The organism is Psychrobacter sp. AH5, assembly GCF_040371085.1.
Taxonomy (GTDB): Bacteria; Pseudomonadota; Gammaproteobacteria; order Pseudomonadales; family Moraxellaceae; genus Psychrobacter.
This window is the reverse complement of sequence record NZ_JAMBMT010000001.1, coordinates 2,544,653-2,570,498: the sequence shown is the minus strand read 5'-3', so window position 1 is coordinate 2,570,498 and position 25,846 is coordinate 2,544,653. Positions and strand designations below refer to the sequence as shown.

The 25,846-nt window shown below is 43.2% G+C and carries 25 protein-coding genes and 1 tRNA gene; 11 read left to right on the top strand and 15 right to left on the bottom strand.

The window, feature by feature from the left end:
- Positions 1-250 precede the first annotated feature (250 nt).
- Genes M0N77_RS10945 through M0N77_RS10935 form a run of 3 tightly spaced genes read left to right on the top strand, consistent with a single transcriptional unit; the run spans position 251 to position 3,339 of the window.
- Positions 251-2,011, top strand: coding sequence for a potassium transporter TrkG (locus M0N77_RS10945; RefSeq protein ID WP_353105215.1), 1,761 nt, complete (start codon positions 251-253; stop codon positions 2,009-2,011).
- 45 nt (positions 2,012-2,056) lie between these two features.
- On the top strand, positions 2,057-2,758 hold the full coding sequence (locus M0N77_RS10940; RefSeq protein ID WP_353105214.1) for a TrkA family potassium uptake protein: 702 nt from the start codon (positions 2,057-2,059) through the stop codon (positions 2,756-2,758).
- 23 nt (positions 2,759-2,781) lie between these two features.
- Positions 2,782-3,339 (top strand): DUF3124 domain-containing protein, encoded by a 558-nt coding sequence (locus M0N77_RS10935; RefSeq protein ID WP_353105213.1) that lies wholly within the window; start codon positions 2,782-2,784, stop codon positions 3,337-3,339.
- Positions 3,340-3,445: 106 nt separating this feature from the next.
- On the opposite strand, the gene M0N77_RS10930 is transcribed toward M0N77_RS10935, so the two are convergent.
- From M0N77_RS10930 to M0N77_RS10915, 4 genes are all read right to left on the bottom strand, one after another.
- Positions 3,446-3,700, bottom strand: coding sequence for a YfhL family 4Fe-4S dicluster ferredoxin (locus M0N77_RS10930; protein ID WP_353105212.1), 255 nt, complete (start codon positions 3,698-3,700; stop codon positions 3,446-3,448).
- Positions 3,701-3,727: 27 nt separating this feature from the next.
- Positions 3,728-5,179, bottom strand: a complete 1,452-nt coding sequence (yegQ, locus tag M0N77_RS10925) for a tRNA 5-hydroxyuridine modification protein YegQ (RefSeq protein ID WP_353105211.1) — start codon at positions 5,177-5,179, stop codon at positions 3,728-3,730.
- A 293-nt stretch (positions 5,180-5,472) separates the two neighbouring features.
- Entirely contained in the window at positions 5,473-6,246 is a 774-nt protein-coding gene (locus tag M0N77_RS10920) for a YdcF family protein (protein ID WP_353105210.1), read from the bottom strand.
- Positions 6,247-6,397: 151 nt separating this feature from the next.
- Positions 6,398-7,105 carry a hypothetical protein gene (locus tag M0N77_RS10915; RefSeq protein ID WP_353105209.1) on the bottom strand — a complete coding sequence of 236 codons (708 nt, stop codon included), beginning with the start codon at positions 7,103-7,105 and terminating at the stop codon, positions 6,398-6,400.
- 231 nt (positions 7,106-7,336) lie between these two features.
- Here M0N77_RS10915 and M0N77_RS10910 point away from each other — a divergent pair, with 231 nt between their 5' ends.
- A complete protein-coding gene (locus tag M0N77_RS10910; protein ID WP_353105208.1) occupies positions 7,337-8,197 on the top strand; it encodes a sterol desaturase family protein in 861 nt (286 codons plus the stop codon).
- 139 nt (positions 8,198-8,336) lie between these two features.
- On the opposite strand, the gene M0N77_RS10905 is transcribed toward M0N77_RS10910, so the two are convergent.
- Positions 8,337-8,427: transfer RNA gene (locus M0N77_RS10905), tRNA-Ser, on the bottom strand.
- Positions 8,428-8,649: 222 nt separating this feature from the next.
- Here M0N77_RS10905 and M0N77_RS10900 point away from each other — a divergent pair.
- The 3 genes from M0N77_RS10900 to M0N77_RS10890 all read left to right on the top strand — a co-directional run bounded on the left by M0N77_RS10900 (position 8,650) and on the right by M0N77_RS10890 (position 10,603).
- Entirely contained in the window at positions 8,650-9,588 is a 939-nt protein-coding gene (locus M0N77_RS10900; protein WP_353105207.1) for a DNA/RNA non-specific endonuclease, read from the top strand.
- Between the two features lie 97 nt (positions 9,589-9,685).
- Positions 9,686-9,961, top strand: coding sequence for a hypothetical protein (locus tag M0N77_RS10895; protein ID WP_353105206.1), 276 nt, complete (start codon positions 9,686-9,688; stop codon positions 9,959-9,961).
- Positions 9,962-10,219: 258 nt separating this feature from the next.
- Complete coding sequence (locus tag M0N77_RS10890) at positions 10,220-10,603, top strand: DUF2147 domain-containing protein (RefSeq protein WP_353105205.1); 384 nt, start codon at positions 10,220-10,222, stop codon at positions 10,601-10,603.
- A gap of 131 nt (positions 10,604-10,734) precedes the next feature.
- Here M0N77_RS10890 and M0N77_RS10885 read toward each other — a convergent pair whose 3' ends face one another.
- From M0N77_RS10885 to M0N77_RS10870, 4 genes are all read right to left on the bottom strand, one after another.
- A complete protein-coding gene (locus M0N77_RS10885) occupies positions 10,735-11,997 on the bottom strand; it encodes an ammonium transporter (protein ID WP_353105204.1) in 1,263 nt (420 codons plus the stop codon).
- Between the two features lie 129 nt (positions 11,998-12,126).
- Positions 12,127-12,465, bottom strand: a complete 339-nt coding sequence (locus M0N77_RS10880; RefSeq protein WP_353105203.1) for a P-II family nitrogen regulator — start codon at positions 12,463-12,465, stop codon at positions 12,127-12,129.
- Positions 12,466-12,944: 479 nt separating this feature from the next.
- Positions 12,945-13,799 (bottom strand): universal stress protein, encoded by an 855-nt coding sequence (locus M0N77_RS10875; protein WP_353105202.1) that lies wholly within the window; start codon positions 13,797-13,799, stop codon positions 12,945-12,947.
- Between the two features lie 133 nt (positions 13,800-13,932).
- The gene (locus tag M0N77_RS10870) at positions 13,933-15,432 is read right to left on the bottom strand and encodes a SulP family inorganic anion transporter (RefSeq protein ID WP_353105201.1); all 1,500 of its coding nucleotides are present in this window, start codon (positions 15,430-15,432) and stop codon (positions 13,933-13,935) included.
- A gap of 540 nt (positions 15,433-15,972) precedes the next feature.
- Here M0N77_RS10870 and murD point away from each other — a divergent pair.
- Together murD and ftsW are read left to right on the top strand one after the other, a co-directional pair.
- On the top strand, positions 15,973-17,403 hold the full coding sequence (murD, locus tag M0N77_RS10865) for a UDP-N-acetylmuramoyl-L-alanine--D-glutamate ligase (RefSeq protein WP_353105200.1): 1,431 nt from the start codon (positions 15,973-15,975) through the stop codon (positions 17,401-17,403).
- 227 nt (positions 17,404-17,630) lie between these two features.
- Positions 17,631-18,827 carry a putative lipid II flippase FtsW gene (gene ftsW, locus M0N77_RS10860; protein WP_353105199.1) on the top strand — a complete coding sequence of 399 codons (1,197 nt, stop codon included), beginning with the start codon at positions 17,631-17,633 and terminating at the stop codon, positions 18,825-18,827.
- A gap of 3 nt (positions 18,828-18,830) precedes the next feature.
- Here ftsW and gluQRS read toward each other — a convergent pair whose 3' ends face one another.
- From gluQRS to M0N77_RS10830, 6 genes are all read right to left on the bottom strand, one after another.
- On the bottom strand, positions 18,831-19,814 hold the full coding sequence (gene gluQRS / locus M0N77_RS10855; protein WP_353105198.1) for a tRNA glutamyl-Q(34) synthetase GluQRS: 984 nt from the start codon (positions 19,812-19,814) through the stop codon (positions 18,831-18,833).
- A gap of 178 nt (positions 19,815-19,992) precedes the next feature.
- Positions 19,993-20,430, bottom strand: coding sequence for an RNA polymerase-binding protein DksA (dksA, locus tag M0N77_RS10850; RefSeq protein ID WP_353105197.1), 438 nt, complete (start codon positions 20,428-20,430; stop codon positions 19,993-19,995).
- 264 nt (positions 20,431-20,694) lie between these two features.
- Positions 20,695-21,537, bottom strand: a complete 843-nt coding sequence (locus M0N77_RS10845; RefSeq protein WP_353105196.1) for a metallophosphoesterase — start codon at positions 21,535-21,537, stop codon at positions 20,695-20,697.
- A 337-nt stretch (positions 21,538-21,874) separates the two neighbouring features.
- Positions 21,875-22,702, bottom strand: coding sequence for a metal ABC transporter permease (locus tag M0N77_RS10840; RefSeq protein ID WP_353105195.1), 828 nt, complete (start codon positions 22,700-22,702; stop codon positions 21,875-21,877).
- A gap of 74 nt (positions 22,703-22,776) precedes the next feature.
- Positions 22,777-23,559 (bottom strand): metal ABC transporter ATP-binding protein, encoded by a 783-nt coding sequence (locus tag M0N77_RS10835; protein ID WP_353105194.1) that lies wholly within the window; start codon positions 23,557-23,559, stop codon positions 22,777-22,779.
- Positions 23,560-23,639: 80 nt separating this feature from the next.
- Positions 23,640-24,155, bottom strand: coding sequence for a transcriptional repressor (locus M0N77_RS10830; RefSeq protein WP_353105193.1), 516 nt, complete (start codon positions 24,153-24,155; stop codon positions 23,640-23,642).
- A gap of 156 nt (positions 24,156-24,311) precedes the next feature.
- On the opposite strand from M0N77_RS10830, the gene M0N77_RS10825 reads away from it, so the two are divergent.
- Entirely contained in the window at positions 24,312-25,205 is an 894-nt protein-coding gene (locus M0N77_RS10825; RefSeq protein ID WP_353105192.1) for a metal ABC transporter solute-binding protein, Zn/Mn family, read from the top strand.
- Between the two features lie 168 nt (positions 25,206-25,373).
- A complete protein-coding gene (locus M0N77_RS10820; protein ID WP_353105191.1) occupies positions 25,374-25,772 on the top strand; it encodes an ATP synthase subunit I in 399 nt (132 codons plus the stop codon).
- Positions 25,773-25,846 lie beyond the last annotated feature (74 nt).

Genomic DNA, 25,846 nt, shown 5'->3' with positions numbered 1-25,846 from the left:
TATTAGTGCTATTTTATTTGCTAATACTGTTTGAGCTTCGCTATAGCTGTTGTCCTTCCTTGACTATAGCGCATTTTTTATTATTAAGTATTTCAGAACATAAGCTAACACTTAACTATTTTCAAAATATTCATTCAGCTAACCTTAATAAATCCTTAATAATTAGTTACGATTATCTTCAACCATGTTTTGTTAATAGTCAAAAAAAGGAGTATAAATACCGAGGTTATTTCTCTCATAGGTTAGAGCTATGCACGCTGCCAAACGCTATCGATTATTAAATAATTTCACTATTTTGGTTAGCCTTATCGGCGTAGCTGTAGCGTTAGTAGACAGTGGCTTTAATTTAGCTCCTTGGCTGCAGCATGTTTTCCATATCTTTTATTTACTGATTATTTTCTTGGGCTTCGTAGTCACTGCAGGACGTTATCTCTATAGTAAAAAGCCGTTAACTATCAATAAAGTCACGGTCTTTGACTTACTAACCAGTATTGCGATTATCATTTTGTTGTTCGCACATTTTACCGATTTGGTACGCTTAGACATGGCAGCCACGGTTGACGGCTTTGTAGCGATTAAGATCGCAGTGTTAGTGACCTTTATTCGTGAACTCTCCGATCATGATTTCAATCTTAATCGCGCCTTTCTCAATCCGGCACAATTCTTCCTATTGAGCTTTTTATCGGTCGTTTTGATTGGGGCATTACTACTGATGATGCCTAATGCTACTACCCAGCCGTTAACCTTCGTCGATTCATTATTTACCGCCACTAGCGCGGTTTGCGTGACTGGTTTGATAGTGGTCGACACCGCCACTCATTACACCACTTTTGGGCAAGTTATTATTTTAGGCTTGATTCAGATCGGTGGCTTAGGTATTTTGACGTTTGTGACTTATTTTAGCTATTTCTTCAAAGGTGGCGTCAGTTACGAGACTCAAGCGAGCATTAGTGAGATGTCCTATATGCGTGGCATGGGCGATGTGGTTACTACGCTCAAGTCCATTCTCTATGTGACCTTTGGCGTTGAAGCGGTAGCTGCAGTGCTAATCTACCTGTGCATTTATGATCTACCGAATATGGACTTCTCTGAGCAGCTATTCTTCTCAGTGTTTCATGCTATTTCGGCCTTTTGTAATGCTGGATTCTCGACTTTTAGCTCGGGGATGTACGATGACGCGTTACGTTTTGATTATCCGCTACAGCTGATCATTGCCACTACCTTTATCTTCGGTGGTATGGGCTTTGTCATCGTAGTTAACGTATTACGTTATTTAAGCTACCGTACTCAGCAGCTGCTTTATCGTAAGGATCAGCGCTACGAATATCGCCCTTGGCTGCTCAATATCAATAGTCGTATCACCTTGATTACTACCGCTGCACTGCTAGTAATAGGTCTAATTGGTGTCATGATATTTGAATACAATAATGTATTGGCCGATCACGAGAGCTTTTTTGGCAAACTAGTCACGGGCTTCTTCACTGCCGCCACCCCGCGTACTGCTGGTTTTAACAGTGTCGATATGGGCGCGATAGCTTTTCCGACGATTATGCTGACTATATTTTTGATGTGGATTGGTGCTTCTCCAAACTCTACTGGTGGCGGTATCAAAACCAGCACCTTTGCTATCGCATTACTCAACACTTTGAGTCTAGCGCGTGGTCAGACCACTGTCGAAGTGTTCAAACGTCAAATTGCTGAAATCTCCATTCGCCGGGCCTTTGCAATCATGTGGTTATCGTTATTGGTCATTGGTACTGGAGTAACGCTAATCAGCTATGATCAGCCAGAGCTTGATTTGATAAAAGTAGTCTTTGAGTGCTTCTCAGCATATAGCACAGTTGGGTTAAGTTTAAATTTGACCGCAGACTTATCTGACTTTAGCAAACTGGTAGTGTCAGTAATTATGTTCGTAGGACGGGTCGGGATGCTCACGTTGTTTATTGCTTTACTCAAAAACCGTCATCAGCGTAATTATCGTTATCCGACCGAAGAGATTACTATTAACTAAGCGTTAAGATTTTTGGGTTTTATAAAAGGTATCAAAGGAAAAACTATGAAATATATTATCGCTGGATTAGGAAATTTTGGTTCCTCCTTAGGAATGGCGCTGACCAGTCAAGGCCATGAAGTCATCGCTATCGATAGTAGTATGCAAAAAGTAGAGGGTTACAAAGAAGTCATCTCAAGCACGATATGTATGGACGCCACTGATGAATACACGGTCAGTGGCTTGCCCATTAGCGATACTGATATCGTCATTGTCGCTATCGGTGAGGATCAAGGCGCCAATGTAATGGCGACCGCGCTGTTTAAGACTCTAAAGGCACGTCGCCTTATCAGTCGCAGTATTAATCCTTTACATGAAAAGGTACTACAAGCCATTGGTGTTGACGACCTTATTCATCCTGAAAAAGAAGCCGCTACGCGTTGGGCAAAAAGACTATCGCTGCGCTACTTCGTCGACTCGTTTGAGCTAAGCGATCATTTCAGTATGGTCGAGATTAGCATTCCAGGTATTTTGATTGGTAAAACTGTCGAAGCGCTACAATTAGAGCGAAAATTCAATATTCGATTGCTTAGTACTATGCGCTATGAGTATTATGAAGATAGCTTCGGTCGCACCCAGCGCAAGCCTAGTATTAAAGGTCTAGCGGCTCCTGAGCAAGTGCTACAAGATAAGGACGTACTAATCATCTACGGCGATAACCAACACATCAACGAGTTCCTGCGCAGTGTTGGAGTAAAAGTTAAATAGCTATCCATAAAAAGGAGAGAGTTATGAATAAGCGTCTTTTTTCCGCACTGTTGATTGCGAGTATATCCTTTTCATCATTACTATCAGGCTGTGAGCAGACTCAAAATCCTAATGTCATGCTCTCAGAAGATCAAAAAGATCCGATAAAAGAGTTGGAGATGACCTCAGAGGTCGATCGCAGTCAATTCAAGTATAAGCAGACCTTTTATGTGCCAATCTACTCGGATATTTATACCGATAGAGACAATCGTAAAGTGCTGTTATCAGCGACACTAAGTGTGCGCAATACTACTTTAGAAAAGTCGCTTTATATTAATAAAATCGATTATTACGATACCAAAGGTGCTTTTGTAAAATCTTACTTGAGCAAACCTATCGAGCTACCCGCAATGGGGACGCTCAATTATATTGTCGAAAAAGAGGAAGATAAAGGCGGCTCTGGCGCTAATTTTATCATCGAAGTGGAAGGAGTGGATGAAACAGTGACGCCCGTTATTGAAGCGGTGATGATCGGTAATTTTAGTAATAAAGCTTTTTCGTTCCTAACTCAAGGCACGCCAGTTAAACATGGAACAAAGTAGCTGATAAGTTAAGCTCTATAGTAACCTTGCTATGGCAAAGCTACTATAGTAGTTGTAGTCAAGCCATTATAATTTCTGTACTCTTTTTATTTAGCACTAACTATAGCTAGCCCCAGATCTTATGATACTTAAGCTCAAGCTCCTGTGTACTCTCAACACGGCTATCATCAGCGATAATACAATCAATCGGGCAGACTTTATCGCAAGTAGGCTCCTCATAAAACCCTACGCATTCAGTGCATAGATCAGCATCAATGACATAAGTTTTTTGCCCTTTTTGATCGTAACTAATAGCATCATTAGGGCACTCAGGCTCACAGATATCGCAGTTGATGCAGTCTTGAGTAATCATCAAGGCCATAGTAATTCGCTCCTAAAGACAAATAGTTTACGTAAAAATAGGCTGCTTGACATTTTTCATAACTAGCGCAAATTGTAGCGTGTCATTATCGATATTTTTGAACGGATTATTAATTTGTGCGATCCAGCCAGAGCCTAGCGCCGCCTCAATAGCACTGCCTTTTTTATCCCACATCTGCTCAAGGGTATAAGTCAAATTACCGTTTGGTGTCATTACCTCGATAGTATCACCGACCTCAAGCTTATTTTTGATCTGCAAAGTTAGCTTATCAGCCGTCACCGCTGTCACCTCAGCGACAAACTGCTGCTGATCAGTTTTTGAAGCGCCATACTCATAGTTTTGATAGCTGCTGTGCACGTGACGACGCAAAAACCCTTCGGTATAACCGCGATTTGCAAGTCCATCGAGCGCACTGATTAGCGTATTATCAAAGGGCTTATCAGCTAATGCATCATCCATTGCTTGCCGATAAACTTGCGCCGTACGCGCAACATAATAATGCGATTTAGTCCGGCCCTCAATCTTGAGCGAATGCACTCCTTTATTAAGCAAATCTGGGACTAGCTCTACCGCGCGTAGATCTTTTGAGTTCATGATATACGTGCCGTGCTCATCTTCATACATCGCCATCAGCTCGCCAGGACGATTTTGTTCTTCAAGTAGTACCACCTCATCACTGGGCTGCTGAATTTGGTCATCCGCCATTAAACTGTCTTGGTTTGCAGCATTATTAATAGTAATTGCTAGTGGATCGAACTGTTGAGGCTGGCTAGGCGCGTTTTCTGATAGTTGTTTTTGTGTTTGAGTGATAGGCACGATATCGCCTGCCTCGTTTTCAGTCGCTTGATAAGTATTATAATTCCAGCGACAAGCATTGGTACAAGTGCCTTGATTAGCATCGCGCTTATTCATATAGCCGGACAACAGGCAGCGCCCAGAGTAAGCCATGCATAGCGCCCCGTGTACAAACACCTCAATCTCCATAGCCGGCACTTCTTCGATAATCTGCCCGATTTCTTTGAGTGACAATTCCCGCGACAAAATCACCCGGCTGACGCCCATCTGCTGCCAAAACTTCACCGTCGCCCAGTTTACCGCATTAGCCTGCACCGAGAGATGAATCTCCATCTCAGGGAAATGCTCGCGCACTAGCATGATCATGCCAGCATCCGACATAATCAATGCATCGGGCTGCATTTCAATAATAGGGCGAATATCTTCGATAAAGGTCTTAAGCTTGGCATTATGCGCTTGGATATTGACCACGACATAAAATTTCTTACCCAAGCTATGTGCGTAATCAATACCGCGGCGCAAATTGTCTTCATCAAAGTCGTTATTACGCACGCGCAAACTATAACGCGCTTGTCCGGCATAGACTGCGTCCGCGCCATAAGCAAAGGCGTATTGCATATTTTTAAAAGTGCCAGCCGGGCATAATAGTTCTGGCGTACGCGCGGGGATATTAGCTTGACTCATAGCGTGACCTATCGATAGCAAAACGATAGCCGCTTATTGATCACTCAACAAGCGGCTAGCAAATAAGTAGTTAAAACAAGCTATTATAAGAGATATCAGCTTAGCATAAAAGCAATTCATCAAAATGAGTAGGGGTTTTTAATAACTTTTATCATGTTATAAAATAGCTTAGAGTTTGCTTGATTCACTCACCCTCTTATTAACGGTAAAACTCCAAGTGATAAGATGCATAAAAACGCTAATCCTATTTATATTCTGCTAGTTTTATTTATTGTCAAACACACAAACACGCTTTAGTACTCGCCCAATAACCAGCCGCTGACAAACGCAAAGTACTCACGAAACCATGAGTTATAACGTATAGATAATGGCGTAGTGCTAGCGACGGCTATAGGCTGCTCATAGCCTTGATGACGAGCGATAGCTACCGCTCGTATTGTATGAAAATCACTGGTGACAATAGCGATAGGTTCGTCTAAAGAGACTTGATGCTGCGCTAGTAGCGCCTGACTATAGCTCATATTCTCCTCAGTACTAGTACTTTTGCCTTCTTGCAAGACTCTAGCGAAAGCTATGTTATGTACCTTATGTAGATAGTTCGCCATTACCTCAGCCTCACTTTGTGTGCGACCAAAACCAATACCGCCTGTAGTGATTACTAATGCTTGTGGCTGAGCCTTGATAATAGGCACCGCTCTATCCAAACGCTCAGCTAGTGTCGGTGTTGGCCTGCCATCTTTAGTCCCTGAGCCTAGTATCATAATTGCGGCAACCTGCGCTACCGGCTGTTTGCTTAGCTCAATCTGCTGCTGCAAGCTCCCGATAAAGATGCCAAAGCTTATCAGCCATAAGACAAACAAAACCCATAAGCCATACCATAGTCGTTTCAATAGCCGATTACGCTCAATAAACTGGCGAATGCGCAGCCAGTATACGCCGTGTACGACAAAGATAATGCCAATCATCAAAGGCACGACTGTGCCAAAGTTAATCTTGCCTAGCGCCATTAACGCTAAGCAATCGAGGATAATGATGACACCACTAATGATCAAAAGAATGCGTATCATAGGGAGTCTTGTCACAGGCAATAAAGGTTTGGTCATAATAAAAGGGAGCTCTTCAGGGCTAGCAATCAGTAATAAACCCACCTATTAAGTGGGTTTATCGCTTATCTCAAATTATCAGCTGACTACAATAGCCAAATGTTGCTGACTAAAGCTACTGACTAACCAAAGTTATGGTGCTAGTACTATTATTGGCATTGTTATTAGGCACATTGATACTGACCTTACTACTCAATATTTGGCCTTTGGTGTTGATTTTATAGCATTCAGACGTAGAGCCTACAGGCGTAGCCAATAGCAAATTCTCAGAGGTATTTATACATAACCAAGCACTATTACTACTATCTGGCGTCAGTGACCAGCTTTGGCGATATACAGCCGTTTTTTGACTTTTGCTGCTATCGCTGTAAACGTTTTCAGTGAGTAGCGGATAAGATTTATCGGCTATCGCTGTTGCCATCTTCGGTATCGTCGCGGTTTGTGTAGCGATAGAATACTCTCCTGAGCGATCGGTATAGCCGTGGAAGGTCAACGGATTTAGCGTATAGTAATTAGTGCTAGTGGTCTGATTCGTGACCTTATCATCAATCTTACTAATGGTACGAATCTGAGCACTTTGTACACGCTTATTATCGAAGACCACCGCTCCTTTCGGTGCTACAGTGATGTCTGCTGATATCTGCTGGTTACCTAACATAGTCATCAAGGTAGAGGTACGGTTTTGCGTGTAGATATTAAGGAGGGCGCTCTCAACTGGATACTGAGTGGCGGTATTGTTACTAGTACCGTCCATCGGTGCATTGATGGTCACACAAGCGCTCAAGCTCAGGGTTGCTACTACTGCTATGGTTAGATTTTTCATAAAATAATCCTTGTTATTATTGTGATTGGGAGGCTCTGTGCTAATTACTATAAATGAATTTTACGCCGCTCGCGTCTGACATTCGTTAACGAGCTTGCTTGCATTATTAGTAATAAACGCTCCTAGTGTTGACTCACAATGACTGAATAGTTAATAGCTAGCTAATCGGCAGTAGTTTTATTATGCTAATAATTCAGCACTGCTCACTCAGCAAAAAACAATAGGTGACATATGGATGTGTTCTCGTATTGGCAAGGGTTCTACAACGATCCTTGGTTTTGGCAATTTCCAATGGCGACGCTCGCTATCAGCATGGCGGCGTTCCTAACGGTAGCGATGCCGTGGACGATTGTCGCTTGGCAAGATCCTATCGCGCTACGCAAGTATAAAATCCAACAAAAACCGTTTGAGATGAAAAAATTCTTACTGCCCTCTATTGGTCGTATCCTTATTAATAATATTATCTTAGCGGCGTTGTTAGTGCTGGTTTGGCCAGTATTAAAATTAACTGGTGTACATAATGGCGCGCTACCAGCTTGGTATATTATTCTTGCGCAATTGGTATTTTTTGTGCTGCTCGATGATTTTTTGTACTACTGGATGCATCGCTATATGCATGAAAATAAGTGGCTGCTGAGAAATATTCATAGCGTCCATCACCGTATTCACAATACTTGCGGTATCAATGGCAACTATATGCATTGGGTGGAGTATTCACTGACCGCAGCACTGACCTTAGTCGGGCCTATTCTACTCGGCGCACATATTTATGTGGTCTATCTATGGGTAATATTACGGCAAATAGAAGGGGCTGATGGTCATATTGGCTATGATATTCCGTGGAATCCTGTGCATCTATTGCCCGTCTATGAAGGGCCTGTCTATCACGACTTTCATCATGCCAAATTTAAGGGTAACTATGCCGGGTTTTTACCGTATTTAGATAGATATTTAGGCAAGACGCATATCCCCGCTTATCTGAATTACCTTAAAGAGAAGAAGAAGGGCTTGACGCCGCTTGAGATTGAGGAGGGCACGAAGTTAGCAAAAGTACAAGCTCAGGCGCTTAAGAAGCAGACGCGGAGTAGCTAGCTTTTTAAAAATAGATAACTTTTAAAAAATAGATAATGACAGTGGACAGTGAGCTAAAACCAGCTAAGTTTTGAGATTTATTAGCAGGTTTAAAAAAGAATAAAAAAGGTAAGAAAATCTTGATTAAGCACAGAATAATTGGCGGTGAAGGAGGGATTCGAACCCTCGATACGCTATGAACGTATACACACTTTCCAGGCGTGCGGTTTCAGCCACTCACCCACTTCACCGTTTAGACAGGCCGTTATTAACGGGTACTGATTTTTGAGAGGCTAAGTATAGCTTATAGCATTAGTAATGTCACGGTTTGGCGCTGATGATTTTACAATATTGCTCTAATAGTAGATGCTATCTTTCTTGGTAGCTGCCTGCTAGGATAGCGTATCAGCGCTTAGCGCTGTATATAATAGATTATTCTAGGATTACCTAAGCTAAGGGTTATAAGTAGATTGATGAGCTTTATAATAATTAATATCAGGGCAGATAGCAGTCCAAAAAATAATATAAAAGCTAGAGTAATGGCGGCTCCTAAGCTATTACTGATAGCGTTAGCCATGCTGTGGGTATTGACTATAGCTCCAGCTTACGCTGATGATTTGACTCAATGTAGTCAGTCTTTTTATGGTGGTGTCTATCCTAAATTTACCAATGACAAGCTCAGCGCTAACACGCAGCCCCTTTGTATGGATGGTTTTGCGGTTATGTATTCAGGCGTATCGCGTACCCCGCTATGGTCCGCTGAGTATCTGACTCGTACTCGCCTAAATCAAGCCAAAGACATCGATCGCGAGGACAGCTTTCATGAAGAGAGCCGCTTGCCAGAGTCGGCTCGTGCTTCGTTAGCGGATTATTCAGGCTCTGGTTATGACCGCGGTCATTTAGCGCCCAATGCCGATATGGCAACGCGCTCTCAGCAGTACGATAGCTTTAGTCTGGCTAATATTGCCCCGCAGTCGCCGCGAAATAATCGCTATATTTGGCGAAATATTGAGTCCGCTACCCGCTATTTAACTCAGCAGTATGGCGAGGTTTATACCATTACTGGCGTGGCTTTTACCAATAAGCAGACCAAGCGTCTCAATAGGCGAGTGTTAGTACCGAGTCACTTTTTTAAGGCGGTTTATATTCCCGCTATCAATCAAGCTGGCGTCTATTATGCGCCTAATGATGAGTCGGAGCGTATTGAGGTCATTAGCCTTGATGAGCTTACTGAGCAAATAGGGGTGGATGTATTACCAGTGTTAGATAACGCGGTAAAAGCGCAAGCCTTGGCGCTACCCCTTAAAGCTGGCGAGTCGATAGAGGCTCCTACTAGTGCTAATGAGGAGCCAGTATGGTTGATATTCGTCTGGGCTTTAGTCGATTGGCTAATGGGTCAGCTACAAGCTTAAATCCGCTTAATTAATTTTAGTACCCAGAGATAGAATATAAATTTTAAAGAAGATAGGCTTTATTGAAAATGGCTATCATTAATAGAAGGAATAAAATATGATTGAACCCTTCGCTAATAATCATCAAAGTATGCAAATTGGGGAATTGGTTATTGAAAACCAAAAAGATAAAATCATTATTTATGGCGATATAGAGTTATACCTAAATGAGAACGGTCATGAGCAAGCAAAAAAGCTACATGAGCTTACTAATAGTATATTAAAATCTTATGAAAACGCCGATAATTTTAGGGATAGCTACAACAAAAACGTAGAAGAGTCAAAATTAAAGGATGACCGGTTAGACGATGATATCGATAATCCTTTTCTGTAACTGTTTGATATAATTCCGAATTATAGAAAGAAATTGATATAAAAAATTACTAGGCAAAACTTATTTTTTGCCTATAATGTATTTAGACAGCGCTTGTACTGTTTAAGAGGTTAGAAGTTTTTAGTTACTAAGAACAAGTAAGTTCCGCAGTTTAGACTTTTATCATTTTGACTTAAACCGTGCTATTTATTTTTTATCAAGAGACAGGCGCAAATAACGTAACTTATTGAACAATCATTGTACGAAGGGAGTCGATTTATGAAACTATTTACAAAAACCGCTTTAGCAGTAGCTGGTATTAGCATGGCAACGATGGCATTCGCCGCTGATCCATTGCACAATACGACTTGGCAGACTTTTGATGAAGGTAAGCCAAAAGGTACGGTCAAAATCACAGAGTCTAACGGTGTATTGACTGGTAAGCTTATTGATACAGTTTCAGCCAAGGGTAAAAAGCATGTTGGCATGACGATTATCTCTGGCCTAAAAGCTGATGGCGGTGGTAAATACAGTGGTGGTACTATTACTGATCCTGAGAAAGGTAAAGACTACCGCATGACCGCAAGTTTAAACGGTAATACCTTAAATCTAAAAGGTTATATTGGTCCATTCTCGCGTAGCCAGCAGTGGAAAAAGAAATAAGTGAGTTAACTAACTGTTACTATTGATAGCCAGTTTTGTTAATGGTAAGCATAAGAGACCCCGTATGACCTATAGGTTATACGGGGTTTTTTCATGCTATTTTTGTCAAGATCTGATAAAGCTTAGCAAAGCTATCTGACAAACTCAGGATAAGCTTCCATACCACACTCGGCTATGTCTGCGCCTTGGTATTCTTCTTCCTCAGAGATTCGTAGACCGATAACGACTTTTATCACCAGCCAAATCAGTAAGCTTGCCACATAGACCCAAGCAAAGATAGTGACTGCGCCAACGAGCTGAGCTATAAAGCTCGCTGCTGGATTGGTAAGCGGTACGATTAATAAGCCAAATAAACCTGCTACTCCATGCACCGAAATAGCGCCAACAGGATCATCGATTTTCATTTTATCTAGAGCCAAAATAGATAGCACTACAATGATACCTGCAGCCACCCCAAATAAAGTCGCTTGCAAGGCAGAAGGGGTAGAAGGCTCTGCAGTGATAGCAACTAGCCCTGCCAATGCACCATTTAGCAGCATGGTAAGATCGGCTTTACCAAAGATCAGTCGCGCTAGTAATAAAGCACCGATAGCACCACCCGCGGCAGCGGCATTAGTATTTACAAACACTATAGCTACGCTATTGGCGCTCGCGATATCTGCTAGCTTAAGTACTGAGCCGCCATTAAAACCGAACCAACCCATCCATAAAATCAAAGTACCCAGTGCCGCTAAAGGTAAATTCGCTCCAGGAATAGCGCGTATCTCGCTGTTAGAGCCGTACTTACCGCGGCGCGCTCCTAACAATAACACCCCTGACAGGGCTGCCGCCGCACCGGCCATATGCACGATACCGGAACCGGCAAAGTCAGAGAAACCTATCTCGGTTAGATTATATAAACCAAAGACCTCTTGACCGCCCCAAGTCCAACTACCTTGCATCGGGTAGATAAAGCCAGTCATAACGGCTGCAAACAATAAAAAAGACCAAAGCTTCATGCGTTCAGCGACAGCGCCTGAGACGATGGACATACAGGTCGCGACAAATACCACTTGAAAGAAGAAGTCAGCCGCCGCTGAATAGACTGAGTCACCATCAAAACCATTCTTAGCCGATGCGCTCAAGGCATCTGCTACTAGCGTCTCGCCTCCTGAGATACCATTTAACAACGGCTCACCACCATACATAATAGCGTAACCGCAGATCATATACATGGTACAGGCAGTGGCAAAAAGCGCGATGTTTTTGGTTAAAATCTCGACGGTATTTTTGGCGCGTACCATCCCAGCTTCTAGCATAGTGAAGCCGGCGGCCATCCACATCACCAATGCCCCACACATCAAAAAATAAAAAGTATCTAGTGCGTATTGCAACTCGAAAATTTGACTTTGCATCTTAATTCCCCCTTGAATCGATGATGCAGATATTGGACTAACGGTTAAATAAAATCATAATCAACCGCTATTTAGCGCGCTTATAAGCAATTAGTGCCCCATAACTGGGCAATAATAGTTATAGGATTATCAAATGGCATCAGAACCCGTTTCACCGGTACGAATCCGAATCACTTGCTCTAAATTGGTGACAAATATCTTACCGTCGCCTATTTTGCCCGTGCTAGCGATACGAGTGATAGCTTCGATAGCAGGCTCGACCATCTCATCGATGACCGCGACTTCTACTTTTACTTTTGGCAAAAAATCTACTACATACTCAGCACCGCGATAGAGCTCAGTGTGTCCTTTTTGGCGGCCAAAACCTTTTACTTCAGTGACAGTAACGCCTTTGACACCGATGTCAGAGAGCGCTTCACGTACATCATCGAGTTTGAAGGGTTTCAAAATCGCAGTGATTAACTTCATAAGTTTTATCCTTTCATGAGTGAGGCCACAAAAAGAGGGCTATCAGCAGTAGTTGCTGTACGGCTCCTCTTTTATACTTACTATCAGTCATTCAAGAATTGTGCCAAGCCTACTCAAGGGGGTAGGTAGGATTGGAGTTTTGAGTGATTATAGTCCGTTATAATTAGAGGAATAAACCGTATTGCTAGATAGTTTTTCGATGTGGCATTGGCTTAAAGAGGGTTTTATTATAACGAACTTCTAGGCTTACAGGGAGGCTATAGCTCTATGAGTTACTAAAACATCATACAGAGTAAGGAGTAGCTATTCTAAAAAATAGCTATTAGGCGATAATGCGTTAAGACAGACTATAGTCAAAGACTAGACTAAACCGAAAGACAAAATAACAGGTGGTATAAAACAAAGCAGCGCTTAGCGCTCAAGGGCAGTAAGCGCTATTTAATAAGGCACAAGTACTAATAAAAACTTTTGACAATAGCTTATAACTTAGGAAACAGCAGATAAGGGGTTTTGGTGCTGCCAAGCAGTTTTTTAGTATCGCTGCCTTGTAGCAGCTCACGTAGACGCGATTGACCAAAAGCGCCGCTCATAAGCATACCAATCTCATGCTCGTTTTGATAATAGCTGAGGGCGGCGCTAACATCACGGCTATCTATTAAAGACTTTTTGGCACTGATACCGGCCTGTTTTAGACGAGCGTAAGCTTCGCGTAAGGCATCGCAATTCTCATTGCTGTTTTTACCGACCATGACAATATGAACGGTCAAAGAGCGCACTAATGGGGTTTTACAGAGCCAATCGAGCATTCGATGACTAGTGGCTCGGTTATCAAAGGCAAAAAGTGCGGTAGTGGGGGGCAAAAATGGGGCATGAGTCACCAAAATAGGGCAGTGGCTCAATCTAACCAATTGACTCAAAGTAGCTCTACAGGTCACCTGATGCCCGATAACTATTAATTGCGATTTTTCATCGACGTAATCAATACTTTCGCTGAGCGTTTCGTGACGATGTAAAGTATAGGTTTTACGCTTATGCTGATGCTGCTCGCAATAGGCGGTAGCTTGATGCAATAGCAGTCTGCCTTGGGCTTTGAGCTCGCTATTACTTAAGTGCTCTTGATTGGTGAACTGATCTAGCAGCTGACTTTCATCATCGATATTTAGACAGCCAGAATAGTTTACCGCCGCTTTTTGCTGCAAGCTAGGTATCGAATGCAATAAGCCAATCGGCGCTTGCAAGCGATTGGCAGCCCACATACTGGCATCTAATACCGCTTGCACATGATCGGGACAGTCCAAACAAGCAATGACACTGTCAGGTTTTAAGTTACTCATAGGGCAACCACATTATCTACATTAAGTAGCTTATAAATGAAGTAAGTTATCTAAATTAAGTTATCTAAATTAAGCAAAAACACGGTGAATAAAACCCAACGACTTATAAGATCTCTAACCGTGATAGATAAAGCTAATCCAGCAAACCAATATCACGCCGATCATGAATAGAGAAGCGATCGATCAAAGTACGACTGGCACTATTGAGTCCAACTACTTTGACATCAATACCTTCACGTTGCAAGCGCATGACCAGCTTATCCAAAGTGTCGACCGCACTGACATCCCAAAAATGCGCTTGGCTAACATCGATATGGATAGTATCTAAGGCTTCTTTGGTATCAAAGCTATTTAGGAACTGCGTAGTGGAGGCAAAGAACACTTGGCCTTGCACGTAGTAATAGCGAGTATTGCTACTGTCATCATAATCGCTATAGATGGTTAAGAACTGACCAATCTTATTAGCAAAGGCCAAGGCCGATAGCAGCACTCCAACACCAACGCCATAAGCTAAGTTATGAGTAAAGACGGTGGTCAGTACCGTGGCTAGCATCACAATATTGAATGACATAGGGTGAGTTTTGAACTCGCGAATAGACTGCCAATTAAAGGTTCCAATAGAGACCATAATCATTACCGCTACTAGCGCGGCCATTGGAATTTGGCTGACCCACTCACTCAAAAACACCACCATAATCAACAGCACCACACCGGCCATTAGCGTTGATAGCCGTGTACGGCCACCAGACTTGACGTTAATCATTGATTGTCCGATCATCGCACAGCCTGCCATACCACCAAAGAAGCCTGAGACCACGTTAGCCATGCCTTGACCGCGGCATTCTTTATTCTTATCACTAGGCGTATCGGTTAAGTCATCAACGATAGTCGCTGTCATCATCGACTCAAGTAGACCAACGATAGCTAAAGCAATAGAGTATGGCGCAATAATTAACAAAGTTTCAAGATTGAGCGGAATATCGGGTAGTAAGAATACCGGCAACGAGTCGGGCAGCTCGCCCATGCTACCGACATTACGAATGTCTAGATTCATGTACATCGCTACCGCCGTCAAGCCAACGATACAGATCAGCGGTGAGGGAATAATACGGCCAATCTTTGGAATGAGCGGAAACAGATAAATAATAGCCAAGCCGGCAGCGGTCATAATATAGACGGTCATGCCAACTCGCTCCGTCATCGGATTGAGCTCTGGTAATTGGGCGGCAAAGATCAAAATCGCCAAGGCATTGACAAAACCTATCACTACCGAGCGCGATACAAAGCGCATGAGATTGCCAAGCTTAAGAATCCCCATGACTACCTGAATAGCGCCGCACAGTAGCGTCGCAGCCAGCAAATATTGCAGACCATGATCAGCGACCAGATCTACCATTACTAGCGCCATAGCACCGGTTGCCGCTGAGATCATCCCAGGACGTCCGCCTACAAAGCTGATGACCACGGCAATACAGAATGAAGCATACAAGCCTACTTTTGGATCGACACCAGCGATAATAGAGAAGGCAATCGCTTCTGGAATCAAGGCGAGGGCTACTACCAGTCCGGACAAAATATCGCCGCGGACGTTAGAAAACCACTCATCACGTAAGTTATCAATAAAAGATGTCATAAATAAACGGCAACTGCATAGAGTAGAAGGCAAAAAAGTAGTCACTAATCATTAGTAATAATATCAGCTGATAGTCATTACTGATGATAGAGCTACGGCGTCGCTTAACAGACTATAGCTGTTAGACGGTATGACACTTGCATGAGTGCAAAAGCCAATAGCGAGTAGGGGAATAATAGGTTTACTAGGGTATTCAATCATAATATTTGAGGCTGTAGCTCATAACCACACGCTATAATATAGCCGCAAACTACCATAGGCTCATACTAACAATGAGATGAATAATAGTTGTAGAAGCGTGAGGTTAGTCACAACATGCTAAACTAATCAAAATCTGAGCAATTAGCTATAAAAACAGGGGCATAATAGCACAAAGTGGCAAAAAAGCAGTACCGAAATATTAACGATACCGTTATGATGCTAGTCTAAATAGTCAATAATAACGCTATCTGGCATAGTAATGCTGACTACGGTTTCACCCAACTATCATTACAGATAGCTGTACTGATTTACTCCCATGACTTCATAAAAGGAAAATATATGTCAAGCTCTGCTACAACAGATACATTGATTCATAAAGGTAGTGGCCTGCAAGTTGTGGTCGGATTGGGACAATCGGGCTTATCAGTAGCGAATTATCTTACCGATCAAGGCTATCAAGTCGCGGTTACTGATAATCAGACCACGCCAGCCTTGGCTGATAAGCTGCCAGCTGCGGTTGAGATTCGTCAGTTTGGCGGTATTGATGAGGAATTATTACTGCAAGCGGCGCGTATTATTATCAGCCCTGGTATCTCTTTAGAGACAAAAGCAGTGGCGAGCGCGCGGCAAGCTAATATTCCAGTCGTGAGCGATATTCAATTATTTTGTGAAGCTTGTAGCGCGCCGATAGTCGCTATCACGGGCTCTAATGCCAAAAGTACGGTCACTACCTTAGTCGGTCAAATGGCAAAAGATGCAGGGGTTAATGTTGGGGTAGGCGGTAATATTGGTGTGCCAGCTTTGAGCTTATTGGCAAATAGCGATATGGAGCTTGCTGTCCTTGAGCTCTCAAGCTTTCAGTTAGAAACAGTGAGCAATCTAGGAGCGCAAGTGGCAACGGTGCTCAACATGTCGCCTGATCATCTCGATCGTCATGGTGATATGCTCGGCTATCATCAAGCCAAGCATCGTATCTTTCAAGGAGCTAAGTCGGTGGTGGTAAACCGCGAAGATGCTTTGACTCGGCCTTTAGTCGCGGATAATTTACCACGATTGAGCACTGGTATTCATGCTCCTGATAAAGGTCAATATGGCCTTATTACCGATCCTGACGGGCAAATTTATCTAGCGCGTGGTAGTGATCGTTTATTATCAGCGGATAAGCTACCTGTGAAGGGTCGCCATAATTTACTTAACGCGCAAGCGGCGCTAGCTTTGGGCGAGCTGGCAGGACTACCGCTCGATGCTATGCTAAACACGTTGCAGCAGTTCACCGGTCTTGATCATCGCTGCCAGTATGTCACTGCGGTAGCGGGTATCGACTATTTTAATGATTCAAAGGGTACTAATATCGGCTCTACTATGGCGGCAGTCGAAGGCCTAGGAGCGGTATATGCGCCAAAAGATGGTAAGCTATTATTGATACTAGGCGGGCAAGGCAAAGGCCAACAGTTTGGTGAGTTGACGCCGCTTATCAATGACTATGTCAGTCAAGTACTGTGTATCGGTGAAGATGCCAAGCTCATTGAACAGCATTTGCGAGAAGCGGGCTTGAGTAAAGACGTTAGATTGCATCAGTGTCAGACTTTAGAGACTGCTTTTAAAGTCATCAAGCAAGTGACGGATAGCAGCTTATCGCAAGTGCAAGCGGTGTTACTCTCTCCAGCTTGTGCAAGCTTCGATCAATTCAGCGGTTATGCTGAGCGCGGTGATTATTTTACTCAGTTAGTGCAGCACCAATTAGCCAAGCTAGATACCGCTGATAGTTAAGGGTCTTATTTAAGTGCTTATATTTAAATGCTTATATTTAAATGCTTATGATTAATGGTTTCATTAATGATTTTATAAGCCATGGATATTGTTGGTTTTTTATTTTAAGCTATGCTCTATAATGCTGACTAAGCTTTGATTACTAGTCATTCTTTATTTTTCTCTATATCTCAATGGTGGTGTTCACTGAACGCCGTACTTTTTGCTCGTTAGTATATTTGAATATTATGGCGCTCTCCTTTTTTTCTCGCTCAAACTCAAACGCTACTGCCAAAGCCACTAGCGATGGGGTGTTATCTTTACCATCCTCGCGTGCAATCTTGTTAGCTAGTGTTGGCTGCATGATGGTACTGAGCTTATTGATGGTGGCTTCTGCCTCTATTCCTTTTGCGCTTAGCCGCGGTATGACAGAGCTGTACTTTTTTAATAACCAACTGCTCTATATGGCGATCGGTCTAGCGGTAGCTTTTGTTCCCTATAAGTTTGTCCCGCTCAAGACCCTTTATCAGACAGGTACACAGTTTTTTTTATTGTTAGTGACCGCGGTATTGCTGATTGCTACTTTGTTTGGTACTCCTATCAATGGCTCGAAGCGTTGGCTTAATTTGGGAGTCTTAAACTTTCAGGTCGCTGAGCTTGCTAAGTTAGTAGTTATTGTCTTTGTCGCTGATTTTGTGGTGCGCCGCTCTTTTGAGGTGCGTAACGGCTGGGATGGCTTTTTGCGTATCTCCTTAGTGATTGGTCTGTTGACCTTTTTACTACTGTTGCAGCCAGATTTTGGCTCATTGGTAGTCATCGTTGGCACCGTGTTTGCGATATTTTATATAGCAGGCGCGCCTTATAAGCAGTTTATTGCGCTAGGGGCGGTCGTTGGCGTACTTGGCGTATTAGCCGTCACTTTAGTGCAGTATCGATTGACCCGCGCTTTGTCGTTTTTGGATCCCTTCGATGATATCCAAGATACCGATTATCAGCTAGCACGAAGTTTAATTGCCTTTGGTCGTGGTGAATTTACCGGGGTTGGCTATGGTGAGAGTGTACAAAAGCTCTCGCATTTACCAGAAGCGCACACTGATTTTTTGTTAGCGATTACTGGTGAAGAGCTGGGTTTCGTCGGCGTCACTATGGTACTGTTATTAGAGGCTTTGATTATCGGTAGTGCCATGCGTATTAGCTACAATGCGCTCAAGCGCCGGCAGATGCGCATGAGCTATACCGCTTTTGGTATTGGTATTATCTTTATTGCGCAGACTATTATTAATGCCGCGATGAATATGGGCGCGATGCCAACAAAAGGCTTAACCATGCCGTTTTTTAGTTATGGCGGCTCCTCAATGCTGATTAGCCTAATAATGGTAGCACTCTTATTGAAAATCTATAAAGAGAGTCCTGAGATCGAAAAGAGCCAATGCCGTCACTATTAAAAATTAAAGCACAGCTAATTGCTGCTTATTTTGTAGCGGTGTATTGTCCCACTGACTGATAGCTTGCCTAAGCATACGCTCAGGCGTATCGATATCGAGCGCTGGTTGCTGTAATAGCGCAAGAGCGCTACTCAATAATTGGCTTGGGTTGCGAGTATCGATAGGCTGAGCTAGGTTCTGCTTAGAGAGCTTTTGTCCCTGTTTATTACATATCAATGGCAGATGATACCAATGGCTGACAGCAGGTAGCTTGGCGACTTCTAGCAGGCTAATCTGCGCGGTCGTCATTGGTAAGATATCTAGTCCGCGCATAACATGGCTGACATTTTGTAAACCATCATCGATACTGGCAGCAAGAATATAATTGATCATACCGTCTTGTCGGCGTACTACCATATCGCCCAAAGTTTGCTGCGGATTAGCCCACTGCATCCCTTGAATCCCATCGTTAAAGCCAATAGCATAATCGGGCAATTGCACCCGTAATTTATGCTTATCTTTTGCTAAATCGGCATTAAGACAGCAGCGCGGATAGATTTGTCGATTGGGCTGCCGAGTTAGAAGGGCTTGCTTGGAGCGGGCAATAGAGTCAAAGTTATTTTGGCGCTTATCCCAATAGCTTGCTAGAGTTTTACGTGAGCACTCACAGCCATAAGTCAAAGGCGCTAGCGCTGATGAGAGATAATCTTGGTAGATATCAGTACGCTCAGACTGATAAATGACATCCCCATCCCAATGCAAATGCAGGGTCTCTAAATCTATCAAGATTTGCTCAGTGAACTGCCGATCACAGCGCTCAGTATCAGTATCTTCTATCCGCAGCAGCCAATCTCCACCCAAAGACTTGATATGGCAGTAGCTAGCTAAAGCGGTGGTCAAAGAGCCCAGATGCAGCTCACCAGTAGGAGAAGGCGCAAAACGTCCTATTGGCCGTTGCAGTCGATGTTTGGCGGTAGACGCTGAGCTTGAGTGTTTGTTTAAATTCAAAATAATCAACTACTAAGATAAGAAGATGGCGTTAGAATAAACAAGCTTTTTTCAAAAAGATATTTACTTTCAGTAGCGTTTAGCAATAGCCGACTCTCTTGTTACTAAACATAAAAAAGCGAGCCATCTTATTAAAGAGCGCTCGCTTGCTAATCAGTACACAGGTTAGAGCAGAGAACTATTGACCTTGGTTTTGCCGCTCTTTCATCTCAGATAAGGTTTTGCAATCGATACATTGCGTAGCGGTTGGACGCGCCTCTAAGCGGCGCAGACCAATCTCAACACCGCAAGTTTCACAAAACCCATAATCATCGTTCTCGATTTCTGTTATTGATTTATCAATTTTACGAATCAGCTTGCGCTCGCGGTCACGAGTACGTAGCGCTAAAGCAAACTCTTCTTCTTGAGTCGCTCTATCATTGATATCTGGCATAGCGCTTGACTCGTCTTGGATATAAGTCTTAGTGCGATCCGCCTCACCGATCAGCTGGCTCTTCCAGTCCAATAAGATCTCTTTGAAGTGTTCAAGCTGCGCATCAGACATATACTCTTCGTCTTCGGCAGGCACATAAGGGGTGAACTTTACATCATCTGGAGACGTAGTTGAAGTGCTCATAAGGGTATCCTATTTTTCCAAATTAATTCCACAAAACGAGATTGCAAAAGACAAGAGCTTAAAATTTATTTTAACCCTATGACTTGTCCTTTTTAGAACGTTTTACCACGTGGTACGCAAACAACATAGTGGATAAAGTAAAGCGCTAATATGAGGCCATTCTTTATCAATTACAAAGGGTAAATGAGTAATGATTCTATCCTTTATCATTATTGTACTACTTACCCTTTAGGGTTAACCAAATTATGCCAATAAAACTGGCTATCAAGTATCTAGTCTTTTAACCCAGCTTGCAAGATTACCATTGTTTGCTAATTGCAACCAGCGATATCCGGCGCTAGCCTGCTCATCATAGCTAAATTCATCTTTATTGGGCAAAAACTGATAGCAAGTTGAGGGAGTTGAATAGACAGTGACACCGTTTTTATGACGAATTTGTTCTTGATGAGTATGACCACTGATAATGACTCGCAATTGCTCATATCGGTCTATACGTTGCCAAAACTCCTCAGCGTTCTCCACCATATGAGCATCTATCCATTCAGAGTTCATAGGCAGCACGTGATGATGTAGCGCCAACAAAGCCGGCTTATCACAGTTATCAAGCTGCTGACATAGCCAGTCCAAATCAGCGTTTGCTAGTACCCCTGAGATTTTGCCAGAGACTGAGGAATCTAACAATAATAGCTGCCAGTACTCGCTCTCAATCACATGCTGGTTGAGTAATCTTGAATCCATAGAGCGAGCTATTAGCTGACGTTGATCAAAAGGTAAATCGTAGCCCAGCTCATCAGTGACATCATGATTGCCTGCGATACAAGCAAAAGGTATTTGCGTTTTTTTTAGCGCATCAAAGATATAATCATAAGTTAGCGGATCCACTTTACTGACTAAGTCTCCGGTCACCAATATCAGATCACAGCGAATATCTTCTGCTAACGCTTGCTTAAGACTGCTATCAAAATGCTGTTGGCACTGTGATTGATCCTCTCTAAGCGCCGTGGTAGCTTCTAGAGTAGTGGGCGTTGTCAGATGCATATCGGTGATTTGCAAAACGTTTAGTTGCTCATCGACAGCATTGATCTTACAAGCAGGATAACTCAACATGACTACAGACTCTTAGCTCATTAAAAGTGAACATCCTTACCGCTACACGCACTATTTATTCCCCTTATAGCGACAATAATAAAAGCCTAACACTGCAATGATTTTGACCATTGATAATTATCTTATAACACCTTTAACGCTGTTTTATATAGCAAAATTATAACGATAAGTGGGGTAAATACATAGCAGTAGCGTCCGTTCCACACCAGTATACGGGTAATATTTTAGGCTGTTTATAGCATAATTTTACTAAATGACCAACTGTTTAGTGAAATAAAGTTGATTAGCATAAGGTTTTGGTTAGCAGGTGCTTATTGTTTTGACTAATGAGTACTTATCAGGATTTGGTTCGATGCAGGTTGGTTGCAAATTTAGAATTCAATTTTGACAATAGCAGCGCTATAAAAAATAACATAGCTAACACTAAAACAATGGATAAGCCCGTTTGAATGTCTAACCAAACACTGCCCCAAACCCCCAAGGTGACGCCAAACTGAGCCATCACAAGCGCAAATATCACCATCTGTTTAGGAGAGCTTGACCATAGCCTCGCGCTCAATGCTGGTAACACTAACAAGCCGCTAATCAATAAACTACCAACCGCTTGCAAGGCAATAGCACAAAATCCGGCTAATACCCCCATAAAGAATAAGCGTTGACGAGTCGGACTAATGCCTTGAATACGCGCTAAGGCTTCATGCGTTGCCAGCTTAATTTGCGCCGGCCAAATATAGATCAGTAGCGCCAAGCCGATGATTACACTAGCCGCAAGCATAGGCAGATCTGCCCAATCTAGCTCCAGCAAGTTACCAAATAAAAACCCGAGTACGTTAGCTTGCTGATCAGTTAGCTGGGTCAAGGTTAGCAGCCCTAAACACAATAAAGTAACTGCCACTACCGCTAATACGGCATCCATGGGTAAGCGCTCATCATCAATGACTATCAGCCCCAATACTACTAATACGCTGACCATAGCAATACCAATACCCATCGGCAGCTGCCACAGTACCGCAAGCGCCACGCCCAACAGCGTACCATGAGCTAGCGCATCTGCAAAAAACGCCATGCGTCGCCATAGCACTAGGCAACCAAGCGGCGCTGAGAGCAGTGCTAAAATACTGCCGGCAATCCAAGCAGGGGCAATGATGGCTAACCATGCAGTCATAACCGATATCCGTTAAATATTTGCTAAAAGTGGTTTAAAAGAGAAGAGAGCAATTTGCAAATCGACGAGTTTGTTTAAAAAGTCAGCTCGCTTGCTGCACTACTATGAGCACTGTGTTCGCAAGCGTGAGGCTGATGCACATAAGGCTGCTCATAATGATGGCCAAAGAGCTTTTTGAACTCATGACTGACGGCAAGCTCGCTGGGTTGTCCTTCACAGCAAATATGCTTATTGAGACAAACCACGCGCCGGCTACCTTTCATCACCCAGTGCAAATCATGAGACACCACTAGCATGGCACAGCGCAAAAACTCTGGCAGCTCATCGATGAACTGATACAGCCAAACCTCAGTATCAGGATCTAGGCCTTGCATCGGCTCATCTAAGATTAATAAATTGGGCTTATCGAGCAGCGCGCGCGCGAGTAACACGCGCTGAGTCTCGCCGCCTGATAAATGCCCCATTTGCCGTGAGAGCAGATGATTTAGGGATAAATTATCAAATATAAACTGGCGCTGCTGTGGTAGTAAGCGGCGTTTATCGGCCTGCGCTAATAAGTCTTTGACGCGCAGTGGCAAAATGGACGGTATTGAGAAACGCTGCGGCACGTAGCCAAGCTGTAACGGTTGATGCGCCTTTATGCTGCCTTCACTAGGAGGAATCAACGCCAAGATGAGCTTGACTAAAGTCGATTTGCCAGCGCCATTAGGACCAATAAGACTCACCGTTTCATTAACGGCGATATCTATGCTGATATGCGATAGCAAGCGCTGCTTATCGATGTCGTAGCTGACATTGTCAAGGCTCAATAGCTTAGTGCTATTATTGCTGTCAATCGATAAGGTGTTTGCGCTCATAGCTGACCTGTAAGTTAAAAAGTGGTGTTGAGTTTAAGACTAATAAATTCATCAAAGCTAAGATATTGCAGTGAAAAAAGCTACTGACAAGCTTGGCAACGTCCGCTTAGCTCTATGACGCTATGATTGACCAAAAATCCAGCATCTTGCTCTGCAAATCCCATCATCTCTTGTACTGGTAGGCTGCTACATTCTTGCACCCTCTGACAGTACTCACAAATCAAAAACGCCGCCGCATGCTGAGCGCGAGGATGACAGCAGGGTACATAAGCGTTGATGGAGGTCAACTGATGAATCAGGCCTTGCTCTAATAAAAACTCCAAGCTGCGATAAACCGTTGGCGGGGCGACATTTTTACTTTGTTTTTGGTCTTTAGCCAAAAGGCGAGTTTGCTGAAGCTGGGTAATTAAATCATAAGCGCCAACCGGCCGCTTAGCTTGCAAGACTAGCTTGTATATCTGCTGACGTAGCGGCGTAAAACGCACCCCGCGATGACGGCATTGTTCGATAGCTGCTGTCAAGCGCGCACTGATATCGCTGTTGTTTAAATGCTGAACGTCATGAAGATGATCGCAAGATGATAGCGCATTAGTCATAACCCACTCCTAAAAATAAGGGTGCACTTTTTATTGTTATAGTATAACATAATGAAAGTCAGACACTAGACTATTTAACTGTTTAGTTAATTAGCTTAGTTATTTAGCCCTCTATATTTTAACCATCTATCGATACCGATTGGCAAAAGAGTCGTTATGAGAATAATAAACAAAGCACTAGCAACCCTAAAACATTATGCTCAGCCAAAATCTTGGCTGCTGGCCATCAGTGCAAGCTTGATCATAGCCAGTCCAATAAGCGCCCAAGCGGCCAATACCGTAAGCGTCAGTAATTATCCGCTATTTTTATTAAGCGCGGCGGTAACCGAGGGCGCGCCAGCTGCCAAGCAATTATTAAATCCAGGGGAGGTTGGGCATCACGGTAGCGTTAGTCCTGGCGATATTAAGACGATTGGTGATAGCACCTTTGTGGTTTGGTTTGGCAAATCATTAGAAAACAACTTAGCTTCGAGCCTAGATAAAGCGCCCAATGCTATCTCTTTGTTTGATTTTAATGCTTTTACGCGCTATCCACTGCGCGATGTCAAAGGCAAGCCTATTGCCAACACTTTGGATCCGCATATTTGGCTCGATCCGGAAAACGCCAAAGCTATTACCCGAGCGCTAGCGGTTATTCATAGCCATGCCAATCCGAAGTACAAAGCGATTTATCACAATAATGCCAAAAAGTTCGCTGAGCAAATGGATAGAGCAGTCGCGACTCAGCGGCAAAATAGGCAGCAGAGCAGACCTTATTGGGCTTATCATGATGCTTACCATTATCTGGAGAGTAGTCTAAACCTACAGCTGGTTGGCAGCTTAACTAGCGATCATCATCTAGCGCCAAAAGCCAGTCAATTGCGTTGGCTTGATGAGCAGCGTCCGCTCAAAACGATGTGCCTTATCACTCAAAGTAAACCCGCTAGCGGCTTAGTTAGTAAGCTCAAGCCCGTCACTATCACGGTACAAGCTGAGGATATGAGTACTAGCAAAAACTTTGTTAGCGGTTGGAGCACGATGGCTCAGCAAATCATCAATTGCACCAGTTAAACTGCGGCTCAAAGTAGCCAAAGCAAAGCTGCGAGTCTACTAGATAAGGTAAATCGTTGATAGTAACGGTATTTTCCTTGCGAAACTCTAGATGACTCCTTATAATACTCGCGCTTGATTTAGTTCAATAAGTGCCAAATTACATTTATCTCCTAATTAGGATAGAGCGTGACTCAACCTGCCAAACGCAGTCAAAAAGATCAAATCAGGGTCTATCTCAAGAGACAAACTTGGGCGCTACTAATAGTGATTATTGGCGCTTGGCTTATTGACAGCATAGGGTTCAACGGCGAGCTAACAGTAGCCAAAAGTGCGGCTATTGGCGGATTATTAAGCTTTGTGACGCAGATGGTCTTTGCGATGTTTATGTTTAGCCATAGCGGCTATCGCGCTCGTAACCGCATTGTTAGTCAGTTTTTTCGCGGTCAAGCGCTTAAATGGGCATTAACTGTCTTTGGTTTTGCGCTGATTTTTATCACCATAAAACCTTTGTCACCATTAGCTTTGTTTGCAGGCTTTATCGTAATGAAAATAAGTCATGTGTTGATGCTCGGACGTATAAAGTAGTATTGCTGACCGGCGAAGTTATTGGCTTTATCCCAATCAGTTAGCCGCAGTATTTAGGATTCCAAGATTTATTA